The organism is Paenibacillus sp. P32E (assembly GCF_001909085.1).
GTDB lineage: Bacteria > Bacillota > Bacilli > Paenibacillales > Paenibacillaceae > Paenibacillus_AQ > Paenibacillus_AQ helianthi.
Genome location: NZ_LVYY01000013.1, coordinates 38,650 through 59,014, shown reverse-complemented (window position 1 = coordinate 59,014; position 20,365 = coordinate 38,650). Strand labels below are relative to the sequence as shown.

Here is a 20,365-nt window from a genome sequence, read left to right as displayed (position 1 = left end):
ACTAAGAGGGTGATCCCCCCTTTTCCTGAGCTTGTGCTGCGCTATAACTTCGATGAAGGTCAGGGTACTGCCATTGCTGATGCTTCGGGAAACGGACATGAAGGAACGGTTCTTGGCAGCCTCGATTGGGAGGCTCAAGGGCATAAGAATGGAGCGTTGACCTTCAGTGGAGCGGGCGGCAATTATATCTCTGCCGGCACTGATCCTGCCCTCCAGCCAGGCAGTATGACGCTGTCCTATTGGGTCAAACGCACCGGTGCCATGAATGACAAGGAGAATGTGCTGCTGTGGTTCAAGCCTGAGGGCAACTACGCGGGCAACGGATTTTTTATCACCTATAACGGCAACTCCAGTATTGTATACGTAGATGGAGCAAACGGCTTCTATGTGAAACAGTCGCCTGAGGCGTTTTTGCCGCTGAATGAATGGACCCATGTGGTCTTCACGTTCGATGCGGTGACTAAGACCGGAGTCATCTACAGAAACGGCGTGGCCCAGCAGGTGGACACCGATGGTTCGCCGGGCACCATTACAGCTACTAACGATGTGAAGCGAATCGGTGTCTCCGGTTATGGCAACGGGGCACAGCTGAATGCCGGGCTTGATGATTTCCGCATTTACAGCGGGGCAATGGACGCTTCACAGGTAAAAGCATTGTATGAAGACAAGGACATTCAAAGCGTGGAACCGGTCAGCGTAACGACGGCGGCAACCGTTGCACCTGTCTTGCCGGACACGGTTCAAGTGAAATATGAGAACGGAAGTGAAGGGACTGCTGAGGTCAGCTGGAACAGTGTGCCGGAAGAGGACTACGCACGGCCTGGAGAGTTTGTGGTTTCAGGACAAGTGGAAGGCACTACTTGGCCTGCAGCAGCCACGGTAACCGTAACTGAAGCTGTGAAACGAACGATTGTGGAGCTGAAAGAGGTACACATTACCACAACAGTAGGGGTCGCTCCGGTGCTGCCAACGGTAGTACAGGCAACGTACTCCGATCATACGATTGGTGAAACCTCCGTCATCTGGCAGGGCATTGACCCTGTATCGTATGCGGTGCCGGGAGGCTTCACCGTGACTGGAACCGCTGGCGGAACAGATCAGCACGCGGTGGCCAAGGTTACCGTGCTTGATTCAGAGGCCCCTGTCATTGTGAGCCTTCAGGATGTGGAGGTCGTGACAACAGCTGGGAATGCACCGCTGCTGCCGTCGGTAGTTACGGCAGTATACAGCGATTCAACTTCCCGGACGGTCCCCGTAGTCTGGCAGACTATCGCCCCGCATCAGTATGCCGGTGCCGGAAGCTTCACAGTGAGCGGTGCAGTGGAAGGTACGGATTTGGCAGCCAGAGCGAAGGTTACCGTGACAGGTCCGACGGTCACACCAACACCAACACCAACACCAACACCAACACCAACACCAACACCAACACCACCAACACCAACACCAACACCAACACCAACACCAACACCAACACCAACACCAACACCAACACCAACACCAACACCAACACCAACGCCGGCATCGTCAGCTGCTCCGGCTGCCGGATTGAAGGTGGTTGGTGAAGCAGCATTCGCTTCTGGGCCGGTGGCTGCTGCTGTGGAGATCACGCTGGGTCCAGGACAGACCCAGGCTTCACTGCCTGTTCATGCCGGAGCACTGCTGGGCAACAGAGCCTTGGTGATCCGGGATGGCGAAGCCTCTATTCAGATTCCGGCGTCTGTTCTGACAGAGCTTGGAACGAAGCTGGCAGAGGCTAAACGCAGCGGAGCAGCAATTCTGATTACGCTTGCGCCTGTTCCCAATGGAGCAGTCCCGTCCGGGAATGGAAGCGGCATCTACCGTCAAGAAGGGACGGCCTATGAATTCGGGCTGGTGCTGCGTACAGCGGACGGATCGGAAATCACACCGTCTACCTTTTCCCAAGGGGTCCGGGCCATGCTTCCCTATGCAGCTTCGGCTGTAAATGAGGAATGGCTTGGGGTGTACCTGAAGAACGGAGACACCTCACAATGGAGCTATGTGGGAGGGACAGCAGACAAGGCCAGCAAGAAGCTGGTCCTGATGCTGGATCATTTCAGCACCTACGCCGTGTTGTCTTATGACGCCACATTCATAGATGTTGCCCCTGACCACTGGGTGTATACAGCACTGAAATCGCTCAGTGCCAAACATGTGGTTACGGGGCTCACGGACAGCCGCTTTGCTCCAGCCCAAACGACAACAAGGGCTGAGTTTACTGCGATGCTGGTCAGAGCACTTCAACTGAAGGACACGGGTGAAGGGCTTCCGTTCCGGGATGTGCCAGCCGGAAGCTGGTACACCAAATCCGTGGCAGCAGCTTATGCTGCCGGGCTGATTGAAGGGGTAACAGCAACCGCCTTTGCACCGGATGCCGAGATAACCCGTGAGCAAATGGCAGTGCTTCTCATTAAGGCTTACGAATACAAGGCAGGAAAAGCGGCTTCCCGCGGCGGATTACAAAATCTGACGGACAGTGCCTTAATCTCGGTCTGGGCGAAATCACAAGTGGCTCAGGCAGTGGCTCACGGCATTATGCAAGGGATAGGAGACGGGCGGTTTGACCCACAAGGACTCGTGTCCCGGGCGCAGAGCACCCAGGCCATGTATAATTTTTTACGTGCTATGAACTAAATAAAAGAGTAAAGAAGGTGCACTTGGGTCCGGTCCAGGCACCTTCTTTTTTCTACCCAACATCCGAAAATAATCCACCATTATTAAAAATTTGGAATTTCATAATGTAAGCGCATTCCCTATGATGAGAACAGGAACCCAATCAACACATTTAAGCATTCGATTTCGAAGCGGGTTTAACGAAGTGATTCAAGGAAGCGTATGCTACAAAATTTTTAGGGAGGGTTATGATGGAGCTCAATGGAAGAGGGCGGGGAAAAGTATTATATGGGCTACTGACCGTAATTTTGCTGATGGTCACCCTGCTGGCGGGATGTTCAAACGCTGGCGGCAAGAATGAAAGCGATAAGGGAAATGCAGCGAAGGATCAAGGAAACGCAGAGCAGTCAGGGAAACCCGTAACGCTGAAATTCACCTTCTGGGGCAGTCCGCAGGAGAAGGCGGCTATTGAGAAGGCAACCCAGGCCTTCACAGACAAATATCCGAACATCAAAGTAGATGCCATTCATATCCCGGAAGCGGATTATGATGCCAAGATTACGGCTATGGTAGCCGGGAATGAAGCACCGGATCTGGGCTATATGCATGGCGAGCTGGCAGACCCCTGGCAAAAGGACGGCAAGTTCGTCAATATGTTTGAACTGCTGGATGCCGATAAGGACCTGAAGCGCAGCGACTTTTTGGATTATATCTGGTTCAAGTCATCCGAGGATTTCGCATACGGAATCAGTACGGCCGGAGAAACCTTCGGGCTGTTCTACAACAAGGATCTATTTGATGAAGCCAAGGTGGATTATCCTCCTGCCAAGCCGGAAATGGCCTGGAGCTGGGATGAATTCGTAAAAGTCGCCCAGCAATTAACCCTCGACAAAAACGGTAAAAATGCCGCCGATCCCGGATTTGATAAGGATAATATTAAGCAGTTCGGCGTCTCTTTTGAAACTTGGCATGGACCTGTTCATGCGGCAGTGATTAACAATGAAGGTGAATGGGTGACCAAAGACGGGAAATTCGGGTTCAGCCAGCCGGAAGCGGCGGAAGCGATCCAGCGTCTGGCGGATTTAATTAACGTGTATCATGTGGCACCCTCTCCGGTGCAGATGAAGTCGATTCCTTCCCAGGCGGTTGCCCTGCAATCGAAGCTGGCAGCGATGTCGATGCATGGCCAATGGATCAATCTGGACCTCGGTGCCGCCAAAGTCAATTATGATATCGGTGTGCTTCCGAAGATGAAACGCAGCGTTCCCATGGGAATCAGCGGAGCTTCTGTCATCTATACATCCAGCAAGCATCGGGAAGAAGCCTGGCTGCTGACGAAATTTCTGGAGAATCCGGAAGGCGCCATAGACCTCTATAAAGGCGGATTGTGGATGCCTACGATGACCAAATGGTATACCGATCCCGGGCTGGTAGCCAAGTGGGCAGAGAACAATCCGGCTCATCCATCAGGCTTTAAGGATGCGATGATGAACAATCTGCTGAACAACGGGGTTCCGAACGGGTCGTATTATATTAAAAACTTTTCCAAAGTGAATGCGATTACCTTCTCCGGTATGGATGAGGTATGGCTCGGCAAGAAAACCGCCCTGGAGGCGATGAAGGAGGTTGAGGCAAAGATTCAGCCGGAAATCAGAGGACGTTATGATGTCTCCCCTTGAGGATGCTGTGAATGGGGTACAGACCCTGAAGCCGGTCCGGCATTCAAGCAAAAGACACCAGGCTGCCAAGGAGCTGCGTTACGGACTTTTGTTTGCTTCGCCGGTACTGGCGGGATACCTGCTGTTCGTGCTTGTTCCAATTGCTGCAAGCATATATCTGAGTTTTACCAACTATAGTGTAGGGATGGTACCGGAGTGGATCGGCATTGCCAATTACAAGACCCTTTTTACGGGTGCCGACCCCTTCTTTTATCCAGCGGTCAAAGCTACCTTCTATTATGTATTTGTCAGTGTGCCTCTGGGCATTATCATTTCCTTTTTTGCTGCAGTACTGCTGAATCAGAAAATTGCAGGCAGAGCCTTTTTTCGCGGAATATTCTATTTGCCGGTCATCATTCCGTTAGCCGCTTCTTCCATGGTATGGATGTGGCTGCTGCAGCCGGATTTTGGCATTGTGAACGCCATGCTGAAGCAGCTTCATCTGCCTACTTCGCAATGGCTGGGGGATACAGGGTCGGTAGTTCCGACCTTGATCCTCTTTAGCTTTTGGACGCTGGGCAATACCATCGTGATTTTTCTGGCTGGACTGCAGGGCATTCCCTCCCAGTTGTATGAAGCGATAGAGATCGACGGGGGGAATAGGCTCCATAAGCTGTTCTATATTACCATCCCCATGACCTCGTCCATCATCTTTTTTAACACGGTTATTGCCTTTATTAACGGGTTTCAGGCGTTTGTCCAGCCTTCGGTAATGACGCAGGGCGGACCGAACAACAAGAGCCTTTTTTATGTACTGTACCTGTTCAACGAAGGGTTCAAATCCTCCCGGATGGGTAGCGCCAGTGCGATTTCTGTGCTGCTGTTTCTGGTGATCGCCCTGTTCACCGCTTTGATTTTCTTCTTCTCCAAATCGTTGGTGTATTACGAAGGGAAGGGGGAGCAGCGGTGAAACAGCAATCGTGGATAAATAAAGCAATGATATACCTGCTGCTTGGTATTGGAAGTTTGTTTTGCCTGTTTCCAATCTTTTGGATGGTCCGGACGTCACTGATTGATATGGGGGAGCTGTATCAGATTCCGCCGGGGTTTATTCCGAAGGTTTTCAAGTGGGATAATTTCCGTACGGCTCTGGATGCGTATCCGTTTGGCCGTTTCTTTCTGAACAGCGTCATTATTACTTCATTGGCGATCCTGGGGGTTCTGCTCTCCGCCTCGTTGTGTGCCTACAGCTTTTCGCGTATCGACTGGAAAGGGCGGGACCAGGTATTCGGGGTGATATTAACCGGACTTATGATTCCGTTCTTTGTAGTCATGATTCCGCAGTACGTATTTTGGAACGCACTTCACTTAACGGACACTTTTGTTCCGCTGGTGGCACCTGCCTGGTTCGGCGGAGGGGTGTTTAATATTTTTCTGCTGCGGCAGTTCTTTCTGGGCATCCCGCGCGAGCTGGACGAGGCGGCCAAGGTGGATGGTGCGGGACATGTACGGATATATGCAGTGATTATCGTCCCGCTGGCCAAACAGGCGATGATTGTGATCGGCTTGCTGACTTTTTTGGCGAACTGGAATGATTACCTGGGACCGCTGGCGTTCATTACCTCCGAGAAAAACTATACGTTAATGCAGGGACTGACCTTATTTCAGGGCTCCTACTCTGCACAGTGGAATCTGATGATGGCTGCGACTACAGTCATTGTGATCCCTTCGCTGGTGATCTTTCTGATTGCGCAGCGCCACTTTATTGAAGGGATTGCCATGACCGGAATCAAGGGTTAATAAGGGGGTACAGCTTACAGCATGTACGATATTCTGTTAGTAGATGATGAACCTGCTCACCTCACCGGACTCTCCGGCATGCTGCGCCGCTTGCGTCCGGAATACGGGATCGTTACAGCCAGGAATGGCCGGGAGGCCCTTGAGATCTGCAGCGCCCGCTGCTTCCAGATTATTATCACCGACATTAGGATGCCGCTCATGGATGGACTGCATTTCCTGGAACAGCTTACGCCTCAGCCTGCTCCGCGGCGGGTCATTTATTTAAGCGGATACAGCCGTTTCGAATATGCGCAAAAAGCGATGAGTCTTGGATCTTCCGAATATATGCTGAAGCCGCTTGACCCGCAGAAGTTCATTGCTGTTCTGGAGAAGACGGAAAAGAGCCTGAAGGAAGAGTACGCCACCCGGCAGGAATATGAACGGCTTGCCGTCCGGCTGGATGTGGCAGAACCCGCCTACCGGCATCGTCTCCTGAACCATTGGCTGGAAGGGAAACTAAGGACCCCGGCAGACCGAGAAGAAGTGTTGACTATTCTTGGATTCAGCGGCTCCGGCAGCTTGCTGGTGGTCTATATAAACGGGGAAAGGGCTGCGGAAGAGGTGATGGCATCCTTGCGGCCCTTTGGTTTCCATACGGGTTTTACTTCCCGGCAGGACTCCGGTCTGCTGGTGGTGGCAAGTAGCGTACAACCTGACTCCGGCATGCTCCAGATGCTTGTAAGGCTCGGGCTGCCTGTGGGGATCAGCGCTCCTTCAGAGCATTTATACGATGATGTTGCCCGTGCGTATACCGAAGCCCGCTATGCGGCTGCATGCTGCTTTTATGCACAGCCCGGGGAGCCGCAAGTATACTTAGCGGCAGATGGGGGGCTGGACACCGGCCGGATGCTTACCTCTGATCCCAGGATTCCAGGCAGGTTAAAGGAGTTAATCGAAGGCTGGGATGGGCTTTCAGGTTTCGGGCCTGCAGCAGAGGAAGCGGTCTGCCGGATGCTTGGAGAAGGGGCCCTGCCTTTACCGGAGGAATTGGTGCGGGAGGTCAAGCACCTTCTGTCCAGGGTGATTTATGACCTCGAAAGTATAAGAGAGGATGTGCAGGAAGTTCTGCTGCAGCGCGCCTCCTGCTTGGGCGACGGCATTCGATGCTGTCCGGAATTGATTGCGTCCGCAGCCAGGCTTTTGGAGGACATTGCTCATAGTGTGGCGGAAGCGAAGCGGGAACGGAAGGAGGGGGTGATGTCACGGTGTCTTGATTATATTGACAGGCACTATAGGGAGGACCTTTCCCAGGAAGCGGTCGCCGCCATGTTTCACTTTAGCTCCAGCTATTTCTGCCAGTTTTTCAAGAGCCGGCTCCAGCTGACCTTCAATCAATATGTGACCCGGCTACGGTTGAATGAGGCCAAAGAAATGCTTGGGAGTTCTAATGAGAAGGTGTACCGGATCGCTGAGCAGCTAGGGTATCATGATGTCAAATATTTCAACCGAGTCTTCAAAAAGGAAACGGGTCTCACACCGGAAGAATACCGCGCCTTGACGCGCAGATTGACTGAAGTCTAGATGGTTTTTATGGAGGAATTATGGCTGGATACCGGTATATCTACCGTGACAAACGGGATCTGTGGAAAAATATGAAGCTGAGAACCAAGCTGATCCTCTGTTTTGTGCTGCTGATTTCGATCCCTTCGGTGACGAACGCTGTTATCAACTATAAGACGAGCTCGGACATCATAGTCAGCAATGCCGAAGACAGTATCCTCGAGATCGTCAAAAAGAAAACAGAGATCAGCGATTTGATGCTGAATCATATCGAATCCAGAACCATTGACCTCATTTCAGACCCGGACTTATTCACCCTCTTTGACCGGCAGAAGCCCCGGACCGATGAAGAGCTGCTAAGAATGGACCGCAAAGCAACTGAAATTCTGAACAAGTATTTCCGTAACGAGCAGGACTTCTATTCTGTGCAGCTGGTTACCAGTTATTACAGCTTCGGGGGAGGCGCTACGGGCTATACCACCAATTCACCGTTTATCTCCGTTCCGCCGTCCGGGTTCGTACACTCCTATATATACCAAAAGATAGCGGAGGTGAAGGGGAGCCTGCTGTGGTTCCCCACCTACGATTGGACAAGAATCTACGGACAGCCTCAATTAGGTGGAATGGACGCCAAATTCCGCATGGTTTTCTCTGCAGGGCGGCTGCTGAATATTTCACCCGTCATCGACGGCATGAGCCGCAGCTGGCCTCAGCGTGTGGAACGGCCGGTGCTGCTGATTAATTTTAATGAAGAGTATTACCGGCAGTATATGGCTCAGACGCCTGCTGTGCAGGGATCCTATTTCTATGTGGTCTCCAGAGAGGGACAGATCGTCACCTATCCGGACAATTCACTTCTGGGGATGACGGATGCGAACGGATGGTATAAGGACCAGTTCACATCTGTGTCAGGGACTGCTCTGGTCAAGCAGGGAAAAGAGGATGTGTTGATTGGTTATGCTGCTTCCGAGATCACCGGATGGGTAACCGTATATGTTGTCCCGTACCGCCAATTGGTCCGCAACCTGCCGACCGTCAGCTATACGGATTTGGGGATTACTCTGGTCCTGCTTCTATTGTCGGTGGGTATTGCCTATGTGATTTCCAGCCATTTGACAAAGCCGATTAAAAAAATGATGGCTGCGATTCAATTAACCGGGGCCGGTGATTTTTCCACCAAGATTCCGGACCAGCCGCAATTGGAATTTCGCATTCTCGTGAAGAGATACAATCAGATGAACGAAAGGATTCTTGAGCTGATCGAGGAAAATTACAAAAGCACCAGACGCGAGAAAGAAGCAGAGATGCTGGCGCTTAACCTCCAGCTCAATCCCCACTTCCTATACAACACGCTCAATATCATCAACTGGATGGCCCTGGAGCGGGAGGAGAGCGAGATCAGTCAAATGATTGTCAGCCTATCCACTATGCTCCAGTATACTGTGAACAACGGCCAGGAGGAGGTTCTGCTCGAGGACGATTTGAACTGGCTGAAGAGCTACACACATATTATGGGCAAACGTTATGCCGGAGTGTTTGAGGTGGAATACGATATAGAGAATCTGCCTCCCGGGACGGTGGTTCCCAAGCTGTTCCTCCAGCCTATTGTGGAGAATGCTATTATCCATAGTATGGAGGCGGTTGTGAGCGGGGGACGGATTATGATTACAGGACGGAGATCCGGAGAACGGCTGTATTTTACCGTTTCAGATAATGGGGTAGGGATGTCCAAAGAGCATATCGAGGACATGCTGATTCACGACGCCGGAGGTATTGGACTGCGAAATGTCAAAAAACGGCTGAATTTGATGTACGGAGGTCTGGCGGAACTTCAGATTCAATCGGAGCCTGGGGTAGGAACGGTTGTGACCGTAATCATTCCTTATTGAACTGTCTTGTTCATCATTATTATTTTTTTGAAAAGTAATCCATCACTAAGGTATACCTTTCCATCTTGGATAAAGGTTCTTGGGTATAAGTTATATACTATGGTGATTAGATTCAAAATCATAAATAGAAGGGGGAGAAAATAATTTTCTTCACTACCAATTCCAAATAAAATGTAGGTAATACAAATAATAAAAATCTGAAAGAATACCCCTCCGAGAGCAAAAACAGAAAGACGCAGCTTGCTGATCTTAACACGGGTACCTGGAACAGTTAACCCGCCGAAGCCGTAGCAAAATATAAATAATGTTCCAAAGACGACTACACTAAAAATGGGTTTCCGATCTCCGATTACTACACGTTCTATTTCATACCCAACCAGCTTCCCTGCAAAAAAATGCCCAAATTCATGCAAAAATGTGTCTATATATTTGAATGATGTGATCATGATAGCCATGAACAATCCCATCTTAACGGAAGGCTCGATTATGGATAGCAAGATAAGAATTATAATGAAAAAGATTATATAAAAGGATGTTCGGTTCAGCATCAATGCCCTTCCTTCATATTACAGCGTAAATGTTGGTGCTAGGTTATTCTATGATCTTCCCAAGAATTTGTTCTTTGCTAATCGTACCGAAGGACCTGCTATCCAAACTATTGCTATAATTATCTCCAATTACAAAATATTGATCTGCTCCTATCGTGTATTCACCAACATTTGGGTTGTCTACCATAGCAACCGGCAATACGATTTGAACATCATTGATTAGTATTTTGTCTTTCATTACTTCTATTTTTTCGTTGGGCAACCCTACAACTCGTTTAGCATACTTTATATTTTTCGGATCCATATGAAAGTATATAAGATCATTACGTTTTATTTCATGCTGAGTATAATAATCCGTTTCTACCTTAACTATTTGACCCTCTTTATATGTCGGTTCCATTGAGGGACCCATTATTTCGACAGTTTGATAGTTTGTACTTTTATTACAAGCGCTTATAATCATGAAACCAAATAACACTAGTATATATTTCTTCATATCTACCCTCTTTTCTGGAGTTTCCACGGGTCGAACTTAGCCGCCCAGGATTGCCTGCCCTTGCCAATTCTCCGTATTTCCCTCTGGTAGCCCAAGGACTGCATGGCCTATAGCGCGAATACGGTGTTAGATGATGGAGGCGATGTCTTCAAAATACTAAAAAAGTCTCCTTAATTCAATCATATAGTTTTCATAATTCACTTCGTCAAAACACACAAATAATACCTTGTTTATTTTTGATTTTTTACCTAGTAAGTACTTCGTCACTTCATCTACGGCAATACGACAAGCAAGATCCTTCGGATAATTATATATTCCGGTGCTTATATTTGGGATAGCAATACTAGTTACTCCATTAGCGTCAGCTAAAATCAATAAATTCTTATAGCAGTTCCTTAGCATATCTTCTTCATTATGCGTTCCACCATTCCAAACAGGACCAACGGTATGAAATACATATCGACATTTCAAGTTTCCTCCAGTTGTTATTACCGCTTCTCCAACCCCACAACCGCCTCTTTGGTTACGGATCTTCATACAATCCTCTAATATTGCTTTTCCTCCAGCTTTATGGATGGCTCCATCTACACCACCTCCACCCAACAAACTTGTATTCGCTGCATTGACTATTGCATCCACTTCTAATGTTGTTATATCTCCCTGAATCAGCTGAATCATTGTGTTATTTATTACTACTTCCAAAGCAATCCCCCCCATATATTATGATTCAGTCCCTTTCGGATAATGTCTGATTCACCAACCTCATAAATACTCCCATGTAGATTATTCGCGAAATGAATTGGACTATCCTGCCGATTCATGACGAATTGCCAGTTCATAGACTGTTCAACCATTATAGGTTGAAATGATTAAAAATAAGGTTGGAAATCTCGATTTTCTTTTACAGCACAGACTGTAATATGGTAGATGAATTACAACAATTTTAAAGCAATACGATGGAGGGCAAAGAGATTCTGAAAGGGGGGAGATAGGTTTAGAGAGGGATCAAGCGTAGTGGAGGAGTAGAAAAATACTGTACATTCCGCTTTAACCAGGAGGTTAAATTTATGCTGGAGAAGATTCAGGTCCGTTCTGTAAGAAGGACAGTTTTGAGTGCAGTCTTCACTGCCGCCGCCGCAGGATTTCTGTGGTTTGCCCAGCCTGCCTTTGCCTATGATTTGTCGAACAGCAACTTCCAGGTCAGTACCGGTTCCAATGGCGATATCTCCAGTCTGAAGCTGACCGGAGATAATTTTCCTACCAACTACGTTATGAACGCTACAAATGCTCCCAACCAGAATACGGCAGACCATCAATGGCTGGGCGAGCTGATGTTCACCTACCGGCTGAATAACGGTGCCTGGACCAAAGCCTGGACCAATAAGTCGGCCGATGCCCGTACACAAAGCCAATCCGGCAACACTGTCAACATTACCTATCAAAACTCAACGAATGCCGAAGGAATCCGCAATTTCCGCGTGAATGAAAGTTATAGTCTTGTAAGCGATTACTTGCTCTGGCAGATTCAAGTGACCAATACCAGCACACAGACTCTGGAGATCGGAGACTTTGGCCTGCCGCTTCCCTTTAATGAATTCTGGACCGGAGGCAGTAATGAGCAGATTTATGAAACACGGGTAGTCACCCAGTCCTTCATCGGAAATAACAGCTCTTATGTCACCGCCCAGCGGCCCAGCGGTATCGGTCCGTCTCTCCTGCTTGTCCCGGACAGCACAACCGGCGCAGGCTTTGAGTATATGGATAACTGGCGCATTCAGCAGCATCCCGGCAGTAAATGGGCTGGCGATCAAGGCGGCTGGGTCGAAGGCCTCTCGGTCTATTACATCCATTCCAATGTGATCAAAAGCACCGGCAGCGGATATCTGCCGAACAGCAGCCTGACCCTGGCACCAGGAGCAAGCAAGACCTATGCCTTCAAATTTTTCAAAGCCGCCAGTGAGCAGGCCGTCAAAGACCGGCTGTATTCCGAAGGGATGATTGATACCACCGTGGTCCCCGGGATGATCGTGCCGGTCAATCAGACCGCCAAATTCGATCTCCGCACCTCCAAGACCATTACCTCCGTGACCGCACAATATCCGTCTGAAACCACCGTGACTTCACTTGGCACTGCATCGGGTGACCACAAGCTGTATTCACTCCAGATGAATCACCTGGGACCCAACAATATTACAGTGAATTATGGCAGCGGTGAAAAGATAACCCTGCAGTTCTACGCCATTGAAGCTGTGGATGCCGCACTTCAGCGTCATGCGACCTTTATGGTGAACAACCAGCAGTGGAATGTGCCCGGAGATATCCGGGACAAAGCGTTCGACGACTGGATGATGCAGTCGAACACCAAACGCAACAACTTTGCAGGGTACTGGGGCTGGGGAGATGACTGGGGATACACACACGCTCAATTCCTTGCCGAGAAAAATGTCCAGAAACCCGTCACCTCAGAAATCACAGCACTCGATCAGTATTTGGATACCACGATCTGGAACAACCTGATGGCTGGACATCACACCGATTATCTGGTGCCGGACTTCCTTATGGCCCCTCCGAATGATACTCCAACGTACCGGGGTTATGCTTACCCTCATATTTACAACACGTATTTCAGCATGTATAAGATTTCTAAGCTGTACCCTGGCCTGATCAGCTACAAAGAGCCGAGCAGCACGTATCTGCTGCGGGCCTATAACATTATGAAGGCTCTTTATGACGGGTCGGTCGCCTATAATTGGAACACGGGTCTGATGGGAGAAGTAACTACTCCGGAGATTATCAAAGCGCTGCAAGATGAGGGATACACCTCCCAGGCGAACGATATCATCGCAAAAATGAACACCAAATACAACAATTTCGCAAGTACGGCTTACCCGTATGGTTCGGAATACAACTATGACAACACAGGTGAAGAAGCCGTTTATATGCTGGCCAAGATGAAGAATAACAATACGATTAAAGGCAAAATCAATACCAAAACCCGTGCAGTCCGCGGGAAAATGCCTGTCTGGTACTTCTATACCGATCCGGTGACTATCAACGGGGAACCCTGGTGGCAGTTCCAATACACAGCATCGCTGGCTGGAACCGCCATGGACGATTGGGTGCGGAGCAATTCCACTGCGCCTGAGGTAGAGCAACGGCTCAGCTATGCTGCCAAGCTTGCAAATGTAAACGCCATCAACTCGGGCCAGATCAGCTCCGATCCGGCGGATATTGGGGCGGTGTCCTGGACGTATCAAGCCATGAAAGGCAACAATGGCGCACTCGGTCTGGATGGCGGCCCATTGTTCAACGGCTGGCGCGGCATGTCCGGCGAAGCCGACCTCGGATTGTTTGGCGCGATCAAGATTCTTAGCTCCGATGTGGCGGTCGACCCGATCTTTGGCCTCTACGGTTACGGCTGTGATGTAACGGAGAGCGGCGGTAATTATATTATTGTTCCGAAGGACGGCGTATTTCAGCGCCTTAATCTGATCACGGAAAAATGGGGCATGACCCTGGGACGTGACAGATACAGCCTGGCAACAGTCGCCAAAGCGAAGAACGGCGTCAGCTTCACACTCAGCAATGTAACACCCGGAACTGCCCACATCACGAAAGTGGACTTTAGCGGACTTGCCGCCGGAACCTATAATGTAACCGTCAATAACGTAGCTTCCGGAAGTTTCACGGCAGTGAACGGCCAAACGGCAACCGCCAGTCTCAATATCGGTACAGCAGCATCCTACGAAGTGAAGATTGAGCAGGGGACGGTTACACCGGTACCGAGTATAGTCGTCAATTATAAAATGAACCAATCCTCAGGCACAACAGTGACCGATTCCTCATATGGTGCCAATCATGCCGTTCTGACGGGAACAGCATCCTGGGTTACCGGCCGTACAGGAGCAGGGAATGCGCTGGGCTTAAGCGGAACCAGTGCTTATGCTTCTCTGCCAGCCGGAGTGCTCAGCCAGCTGAACGATTTTACGATCTCAGCCTGGGTACGCATTACCGCGAATAATGACTGGGCGAGAATCTTTGATTTTGGCACTGACACGACTACAAATATGTTCCTGGCTCCCCAGACAGGTGGAGGAGGCGGCATGCGATTTGCGATTACAAACGGCGGCAACAGTTCAGAACAGCAGCTTACGGCTTCTGCCCCGCTGGCCGCCGGGCAATGGAAGCATGTCGCTGTGACGTTGTCCGGTATGACGGGCCGCCTCTATGTTGATGGCGTGCAGGTTGCTGTGAATACCGCCATGTCGCTGAAGCCTTCAAGTCTTGGCGTTACGACTCAGAACTATATCGGCAAATCCCAATATGGCGATCCCAATTTGAACGGTGCCATTGATGATTTTCTGATCTATAGCCGGGCACTAACTGCAGCTGAAATCACCTCATTGTTCAATGGAACGATGATTCAGGGGGCTGCCGCTGAGGAATCTGATTTGCTCCAGCAAGAGAACCCTCAGCCCGAACTGCCACTTGAACCCGGTGGGCAACAGCAGGCAGTTCAATAGCAGGTAGTTTAGGACGGGGATTTTCAGCAGAACCTGATGCAATAATGGCGTGTTAAATGGGGTAACCATTTGCACGCCATTTTGCATGGATTCATTGTCGAATAACGATATTATTTGTTGTATGATGGATTTATGTAGTTTTCAGAAATCAAGGAGGGTTTATCGTTTGCTTACACTGAGAAAGGCCGGGCCACGTCAAAGGAAGAAGCTCAGTCTGACATCGCTGCTTACAGGCCTTGTGACGCTGGTGGTTCTGCTAACCTCAACCATTATGCTGGTTGGCTCTTATGACTCCAAAAGACAATCTTTGATGGAGACGACGCTCCATCTGAATTTCACTAATGCGGACCGCATGTCCAGGACGATGGATTCCTTATTTCAATCCATTGGCGGCAGTCTGGCCTATAATGCACAGATGCTTTCCGATATGGACGTTAGGACGCCTGAGCAAGTGGAACATCAATTGAAATTGATGCGCAACAGCAGCAATTATTTTAATTCCATCGTAGTAATAGGTGCAGACGGGGTTGTCCGCAACGTAGAACCGGCCACCATAGGAACCGCAGGCAAGCATATTAGTTCTCAATCTACTAAAGAAGCTTTGGCACTCAGACAGCCCTACATATCCGCTCCATATATGACTGCGACCACCAAAAGACTGATTGTGTTCTTAAGTCAACCTATCTTTAGCAGGAACGGTACATATCTAGGTATACTGGGCGGCACGATTTATCTGCAGGAGAATAATGTGCTTTCCAGGATATTCGGAAATAACAGCGTGGACGATTTGGGCTCCTACTATTATATTGTCGATTCCGATGGGCATTTGCTGTATCATCCGGACAAGCAGCTCTCCGGGATGGATATTAGCAGCAACAAGGTTGTGCAGAAGCTGATGAAGGGAGAGAGCGGGGAACAGGAGGTTCGTAACCTTCAGGGTACCGATCTGCTCGCCGGATACTCCAGTGTTCCGGCGAACGGCTGGGGAATAGTGGTCGTCTCGCCGATGAGTCTGATTCATCGGCAGCTGATCGGGCACATTGAGACCATTATTGGCTATTCACTGGTTCCGTTTATTGTACTGCTGATTGGTGTGATCCTGGTGGCGCGCAGGCTGGCCCGGCCTTTTGCCTATCTGGCGGACCTGGTAAGCAAGATGGGCAAGGAGAAGATTGTCATTCCGGAAGCCAAGCCGCACTGGAGCCGGGAGGCCGATTTGCTGACCAAGGCTGTCTTTCTGGCTGTGACAGACATTCAGGAACATACGGATCAACTGACGCAGGAAGCTGCGACAGACGCGCTGACCGGGCTTAAGAACCGGAGATCCCTGGAGTACACGCTCAGTCAGTGGATCGATTCAGGGACTCCATTTTCACTGATTGTGCTGGATGTGGACCGTTTCAAGTTCGTGAACGACACCTATGGCCATGTTACCGGTGACGAAGTGCTGAAGCATGTAGCCGGTGTGATTGTCTCCTCGCTTCGGCCGGATGATGTGTGCCATCGCTACGGCGGTGAGGAGTTTGTGATTCTGCTGGCCCGTACCCGCCCGCAAGAAGCCTTCAAGGTTGCAGAAAGAGTCCGCAGGGCACTGGAACAGAGCAAGGGTCCCATTCCGTCGCAGGTTACGGTGTCTCAAGGCATCGCCCATTACCCGCTGCATGCTTCAGAGCAGGAGGGATTGCTGAAGACGGCGGATCAGGCGCTATACCAGGCGAAGAGCAACGGCAGAAACCGGACGATGATCGCTGAAGACAAACCGGCAGCCCCATCAGCATAATGGCTTGATTAGTAACAACGTCACAATTATCACCTGCCCAGGCTTGGCTAACCCCAAACCTGGGCGCTGGCTGTGTGTCTGGCTAATTTGGGATCCGCAATCTATTAAGTCTACTATCTGGACAAGAAAAGCGATAATTTTAAGGGCTTCTTAAAGTATTACAGAATCTCTCTGAAGGATAAGCTGGAAATATATAAAATCGGGATCTCAGAGCTGCTGGCTGCTTTTATGATTGTAACTACGCTGCTGCTGAACAATTACTCTATCCAGTATGGAGAAAGTGTGGTGGCCGGATTCGGGGTTGCACTGAGAATTGTGCAGGTTCCTGAGTTTCTGTCGATGGGCTTGTTCCTTGGCCTGATTCCGCTCTTCGCCCATAACTATTCCAGCAACAATATTAACAGACTCCATATATTCAGAGATCCGGTCATTCGTTTCGACGCTGTTCAATGGCTTCACCGGATTGTTCACCAGCATTTTTCAGGCTACCGGCCAAGGAGTTCCGACCGCAGTCATGTCGATTACCCAGGGCGTGTTGTATATCCCCGTGATCATTCTTTTGCAAAAGTTTTTCGGACTGCATGGCGTGATCTGCTCTATGACCGTAACCGAAGTGATTACGAGTGTTATGGGGCTTGTCCCGTTTATTCTGTTTAGCCGGAAGCTAAAAAATATGGAGCCGGAGGAAGAGATTAAGGGAGTACCAGGAACTTCGCCGGGTATCTAAAAAATATCTTCACTGCCGGGTTCCCTTGCTTAACTACGCACTTCAAGAAGCAGCTTATGCAGCCAGTTGATATCATTTTGAACAGAATGATAGGCATGATCTGAAATCAGCCGGACGGGGATTTTTTGGGAATCGGGAACGGTTGACAACTCGGGATCGCTGTTTTCAATCAATAGCTTTCTTTTATTCAACCGCTCAATGGCTTCCTCAATCAGATAAGCGAGCTTCTTGCGGTCCACCTTATCCAGGAATAAGAGAGAGGAGTACAAGGAAGTGACATTCGTGAAGTTTTGAAAAATGGAATAAATCTCTTCCACCAGCGCTTCACGGCCCTTTTCTGTGATTCCATAGGTTGTTTTTTCGGGACGGTTGTCGCTTTGCACGACCTTGATTTTACGAATAAGCCCTTTTTTATTTAGTATTTCAAAATTATAGTAAAGAGTTCCGTCATTGATCGGAAATGAATTATCGATAGGCTTTAGAACTTGCTTCTTCAGGTCGTAAGGATGATGCTCTCCTTCGCTCAGGATGCCAAGGATGAATATTTGAAGCGACATAAGACTCCTCCTAGAAGATATATGAAAAGAGCCGGCTGCCGGAATTGGCAGGTCGGCTCTTTCTATTTTACATGAAGAGTGGCTGCGGTGCAGCATTAGGACTTAATTTGCTGTACGGCTTGAAATGGTGGATCACTGCGTTAATGGTGAGAGCCGAAACGGCGACGAGGACCAGACCAAGCAGCAGAAATGCAGAGTTCCCTCCTCCAAAGAGCAAATTATAGTCCAGCTGAACCGTGTAGAACATCACGGAAATATGGCTGATGGCTTTGAAAAACCCTGGCATCATCACCTGTGGCACCACCGACCCATTGGCGATGGTCTGAATCAGCAAGAGCGGTAGATTCAGCATCATGCCAGCTTGTCCAAATAGCAGGCAGAAAATACTGGTGAACTGAATGGCTGCGAATAATTCCAGAGCGTGCAGCAGCCACATATGAACAAACGTGCTAGCCCCATATCCGTGTATGGCGAAATAAATGCTAAGCCCGATCAATGGGACGATCAGAGCTATCATTGCATTGGTACCTTGCAGCGAAAGGAAGGCTTTCCATTTTCCAAGCTTGCCCTTTAACTGGTTTAATGCACCGATGGCCATCATGGAGTAGATCATAGCCCCGACATAAGAGGACATCGTCAGAAACATCGGAGCCATCTGGTTATGCATCCCGGCTGGCTGGGGATTGGAGGCCACCACATTGGCATGCACTTTATTCACAATGTCTGCGGCAACTTCCTTGGCCTGTGCCTCGGGCATCTTCACGTTTTGCAGCACGCCTTCAATGCTGTTGGTCTGCAACTGGGCGCTGATTTTGTCTGTGATTTGCGTTACTACATTTTGCACCGTGCTGTTGGTGGTAGCCGGATTGGACTGGTTAATATAATAATTCAGTTGAACTTGCTGGTCTGGAGCAGAAAGCTTCTGCGTAAAATCCTGAGGGATGTGCATAATCAGATAAATGTCCCGGTCCTCTAGCTTTTGCTGAGCCGTCTTTAGATTGGTATTCGTCTGAACATGAAACGGCAGATCCTGCTCAAGCTGCTTCGCAAATTCCACCCCGTACTGCTGATCTTCATTCACGATTGCCACCGAGAGATCGCCGATATTCTTCGGAATCGCACTATAACCGGAAGTAAAGACTCCGATCATTATGATCTGGTAAAAAATCATCATGAACACACCACTCATGACCGCTTTATTTTTGAAAAATAACTTCATCGCTCAACACCATCCAAATACTTTATTTAGAGTACTTTAATTAAAGTATATCTTTTCATGAATCTTGTCAACATTATTAATAATACCTTCAGCAGGTTTCCAGACAATCGGAAATGACAAAAAGCTCATTGACAGCATCTATCTCAACTTGATACCATAAACTATATCATCATGATATACAACCTTCTGGCCTGAATCCTATATTCTAAGAAGAATGGAATGTGATGAAGCATGCGGCAACAAAAGACTCGAAAGACCCTCTTGCTGATTTCAATGCTGCTGTTCCCGGTTACCTTGAATTATTTCTCTCCTTATCTGATTGTCCAAGGCAGCTTTGCCGGTATTGCCACCGGAAGCTTTCTGCTGTTTGGCGCACTTTTTGGTTTCTCGCTGGTGTTTGGCAGAGCCTTTTGCAGCTGGTTGTGTCCGGCGGGAGGCTTGCAGGAGGCTTGCAGCCAGGTGGTGAACAAACCTGCAAGCCGCAAACAGAACCTCATTAAATTTCTGATTTGGGTGCCGTGGGTGCTGTCCATTCTGGCCGGGTTTATGAGTGCAGGCGGGATCAAAGACCTCAATCCGATTTATTTTACCGACTATGGAATCTCGGTTTCTGCCCCTCCGGCTTTCATTACGTACTTTGCCGTCGTATTATTAATAGTAAGTGTGTCTCTGGTCTTCGGGCGGCGATCCTTCTGTCATTCCCTCTGCTGGATGGCTCCGTTCATGGTCCTGGGCAATACCCTTAAGAACAAACTGGGTTATCCCTCACTTCATTTGGAGACCAGAACCGAGGATTGCATCAGCTGCAAGAAGTGCGACAGAGCTTGCCCGATGAGCCTGAAGGTCCAGGAAATGGTACAGAATAGAGACATGAACAGCAATGAATGTATTCTGTGCGGCAGCTGTCAAAGCGTATGCCCGAAAAAGGCGCTGCGGGTAGGCTTCGGTGCGCAGAAGGATTCCGTTTCAAAAAGGAGCTACACGGAGGGAGCCTAAGG

At 49.3% G+C, this 20,365-nt stretch carries 15 protein-coding genes; 10 read left to right on the top strand and 5 right to left on the bottom strand.

Features of this window, described 5'->3' with window-relative positions; genetic code table 11:
* Positions 1-9: 9 nt before the first annotated feature.
* The 6 genes from A3848_RS32945 to A3848_RS13440 all read left to right on the top strand — a co-directional run bounded on the left by A3848_RS32945 (position 10) and on the right by A3848_RS13440 (position 9,517).
* The gene (locus A3848_RS32945; RefSeq protein WP_256702378.1) at positions 10-2,652 is read left to right on the top strand and encodes an Ig-like domain-containing protein; all 2,643 of its coding nucleotides are present in this window, start codon (positions 10-12) and stop codon (positions 2,650-2,652) included.
* Positions 2,653-2,882: 230 nt separating this feature from the next.
* Positions 2,883-4,310, top strand: a complete 1,428-nt coding sequence (locus A3848_RS13460; RefSeq protein WP_074085455.1) for an ABC transporter substrate-binding protein — start codon at positions 2,883-2,885, stop codon at positions 4,308-4,310.
* Positions 4,297-5,259, top strand: a complete 963-nt coding sequence (locus A3848_RS13455; RefSeq protein WP_083609703.1) for a carbohydrate ABC transporter permease — start codon at positions 4,297-4,299, stop codon at positions 5,257-5,259. The genes A3848_RS13460 and A3848_RS13455 overlap by 14 nt, the downstream gene beginning before the upstream one ends.
* Positions 5,256-6,089 (top strand): carbohydrate ABC transporter permease, encoded by an 834-nt coding sequence (locus tag A3848_RS13450; protein ID WP_074085454.1) that lies wholly within the window; start codon positions 5,256-5,258, stop codon positions 6,087-6,089. The genes A3848_RS13455 and A3848_RS13450 overlap by 4 nt, the downstream gene beginning before the upstream one ends.
* Before the next feature lie 21 nt (positions 6,090-6,110).
* On the top strand, positions 6,111-7,649 hold the full coding sequence (locus A3848_RS13445; protein ID WP_074085453.1) for a response regulator: 1,539 nt from the start codon (positions 6,111-6,113) through the stop codon (positions 7,647-7,649).
* A 20-nt stretch (positions 7,650-7,669) separates the two neighbouring features.
* Positions 7,670-9,517 carry a histidine kinase gene (locus tag A3848_RS13440; RefSeq protein WP_074085452.1) on the top strand — a complete coding sequence of 616 codons (1,848 nt, stop codon included), beginning with the start codon at positions 7,670-7,672 and terminating at the stop codon, positions 9,515-9,517.
* Here the strand turns inward: A3848_RS13440 and A3848_RS13435 are convergent.
* The 3 genes from A3848_RS13435 to A3848_RS13425 all read right to left on the bottom strand — a co-directional run bounded on the left by A3848_RS13435 (position 9,511) and on the right by A3848_RS13425 (position 11,239).
* The gene (locus A3848_RS13435; protein WP_178382000.1) at positions 9,511-9,972 is read right to left on the bottom strand and encodes a hypothetical protein; all 462 of its coding nucleotides are present in this window, start codon (positions 9,970-9,972) and stop codon (positions 9,511-9,513) included. The genes A3848_RS13440 and A3848_RS13435 overlap by 7 nt on opposite strands.
* A 136-nt stretch (positions 9,973-10,108) precedes the next feature.
* The gene (lepB, locus tag A3848_RS13430) at positions 10,109-10,588 is read right to left on the bottom strand and encodes a signal peptidase I (protein ID WP_143186345.1); all 480 of its coding nucleotides are present in this window, start codon (positions 10,586-10,588) and stop codon (positions 10,109-10,111) included.
* 129 nt (positions 10,589-10,717) lie between these two features.
* On the bottom strand, positions 10,718-11,239 hold the full coding sequence (locus tag A3848_RS13425; RefSeq protein WP_074085732.1) for an O-acetyl-ADP-ribose deacetylase: 522 nt from the start codon (positions 11,237-11,239) through the stop codon (positions 10,718-10,720).
* 389 nt (positions 11,240-11,628) lie between these two features.
* Here A3848_RS13425 and A3848_RS13420 point away from each other — a divergent pair, with 389 nt between their 5' ends.
* From A3848_RS13420 to A3848_RS31730, 3 genes are all read left to right on the top strand, one after another.
* A complete protein-coding gene (locus tag A3848_RS13420; protein ID WP_074085449.1) occupies positions 11,629-15,084 on the top strand; it encodes a DUF5695 domain-containing protein in 3,456 nt (1,151 codons plus the stop codon).
* 166 nt (positions 15,085-15,250) lie between these two features.
* A complete protein-coding gene (locus tag A3848_RS13415; RefSeq protein WP_074085448.1) occupies positions 15,251-16,864 on the top strand; it encodes a sensor domain-containing diguanylate cyclase in 1,614 nt (537 codons plus the stop codon).
* Positions 16,865-17,092: 228 nt separating this feature from the next.
* Positions 17,093-17,521: a hypothetical protein gene (locus tag A3848_RS31730; protein WP_143191990.1), complete on the top strand. Its 429-nt coding sequence runs from the start codon at positions 17,093-17,095 to the stop codon at positions 17,519-17,521.
* Positions 17,522-17,620: 99 nt separating this feature from the next.
* Here A3848_RS31730 and A3848_RS13400 read toward each other — a convergent pair whose 3' ends face one another.
* Positions 17,621-18,148 carry a PadR family transcriptional regulator gene (locus tag A3848_RS13400; protein ID WP_074085445.1) on the bottom strand — a complete coding sequence of 176 codons (528 nt, stop codon included), beginning with the start codon at positions 18,146-18,148 and terminating at the stop codon, positions 17,621-17,623.
* A gap of 67 nt (positions 18,149-18,215) precedes the next feature.
* Positions 18,216-19,367, bottom strand: a complete 1,152-nt coding sequence (locus A3848_RS13395) for a YhgE/Pip domain-containing protein (RefSeq protein ID WP_074085444.1) — start codon at positions 19,365-19,367, stop codon at positions 18,216-18,218.
* A 261-nt stretch (positions 19,368-19,628) separates the two neighbouring features.
* Between A3848_RS13395 and A3848_RS13390 the strand changes: the two genes are divergently transcribed.
* Complete coding sequence (locus A3848_RS13390) at positions 19,629-20,363, top strand: 4Fe-4S binding protein (protein ID WP_218619002.1); 735 nt, start codon at positions 19,629-19,631, stop codon at positions 20,361-20,363.
* Positions 20,364-20,365 lie beyond the last annotated feature (2 nt).

Coding starts and splice junctions, on each gene's coding strand:
- A3848_RS13460 (WP_074085455.1), top strand. CDS start 2,883: ATGGAGCTCAATGGAAGAGGGCGGGGAAAAGTATTATATGGGCTACTG.
- A3848_RS13455 (WP_083609703.1), top strand. CDS start 4,297: ATGTCTCCCCTTGAGGATGCTGTGAATGGGGTACAGACCCTGAAGCCG.
- A3848_RS13445 (WP_074085453.1), top strand. CDS start 6,111: ATGTACGATATTCTGTTAGTAGATGATGAACCTGCTCACCTCACCGGA.
- A3848_RS13440 (WP_074085452.1), top strand. CDS start 7,670: ATGGCTGGATACCGGTATATCTACCGTGACAAACGGGATCTGTGGAAA.
- A3848_RS13435 (WP_178382000.1), bottom strand. CDS start 9,972: ATGGCTATCATGATCACATCATTCAAATATATAGACACATTTTTGCAT.
- A3848_RS13425 (WP_074085732.1), bottom strand. CDS start 11,239: ATGATTCAGCTGATTCAGGGAGATATAACAACATTAGAAGTGGATGCA.
- A3848_RS13420 (WP_074085449.1), top strand. CDS start 11,629: ATGCTGGAGAAGATTCAGGTCCGTTCTGTAAGAAGGACAGTTTTGAGT.
- A3848_RS31730 (WP_143191990.1), top strand. CDS start 17,093: ATGATTGTAACTACGCTGCTGCTGAACAATTACTCTATCCAGTATGGA.
- A3848_RS13400 (WP_074085445.1), bottom strand. CDS start 18,148: ATGTCGCTTCAAATATTCATCCTTGGCATCCTGAGCGAAGGAGAGCAT.
- A3848_RS13395 (WP_074085444.1), bottom strand. CDS start 19,367: ATGAAGTTATTTTTCAAAAATAAAGCGGTCATGAGTGGTGTGTTCATG.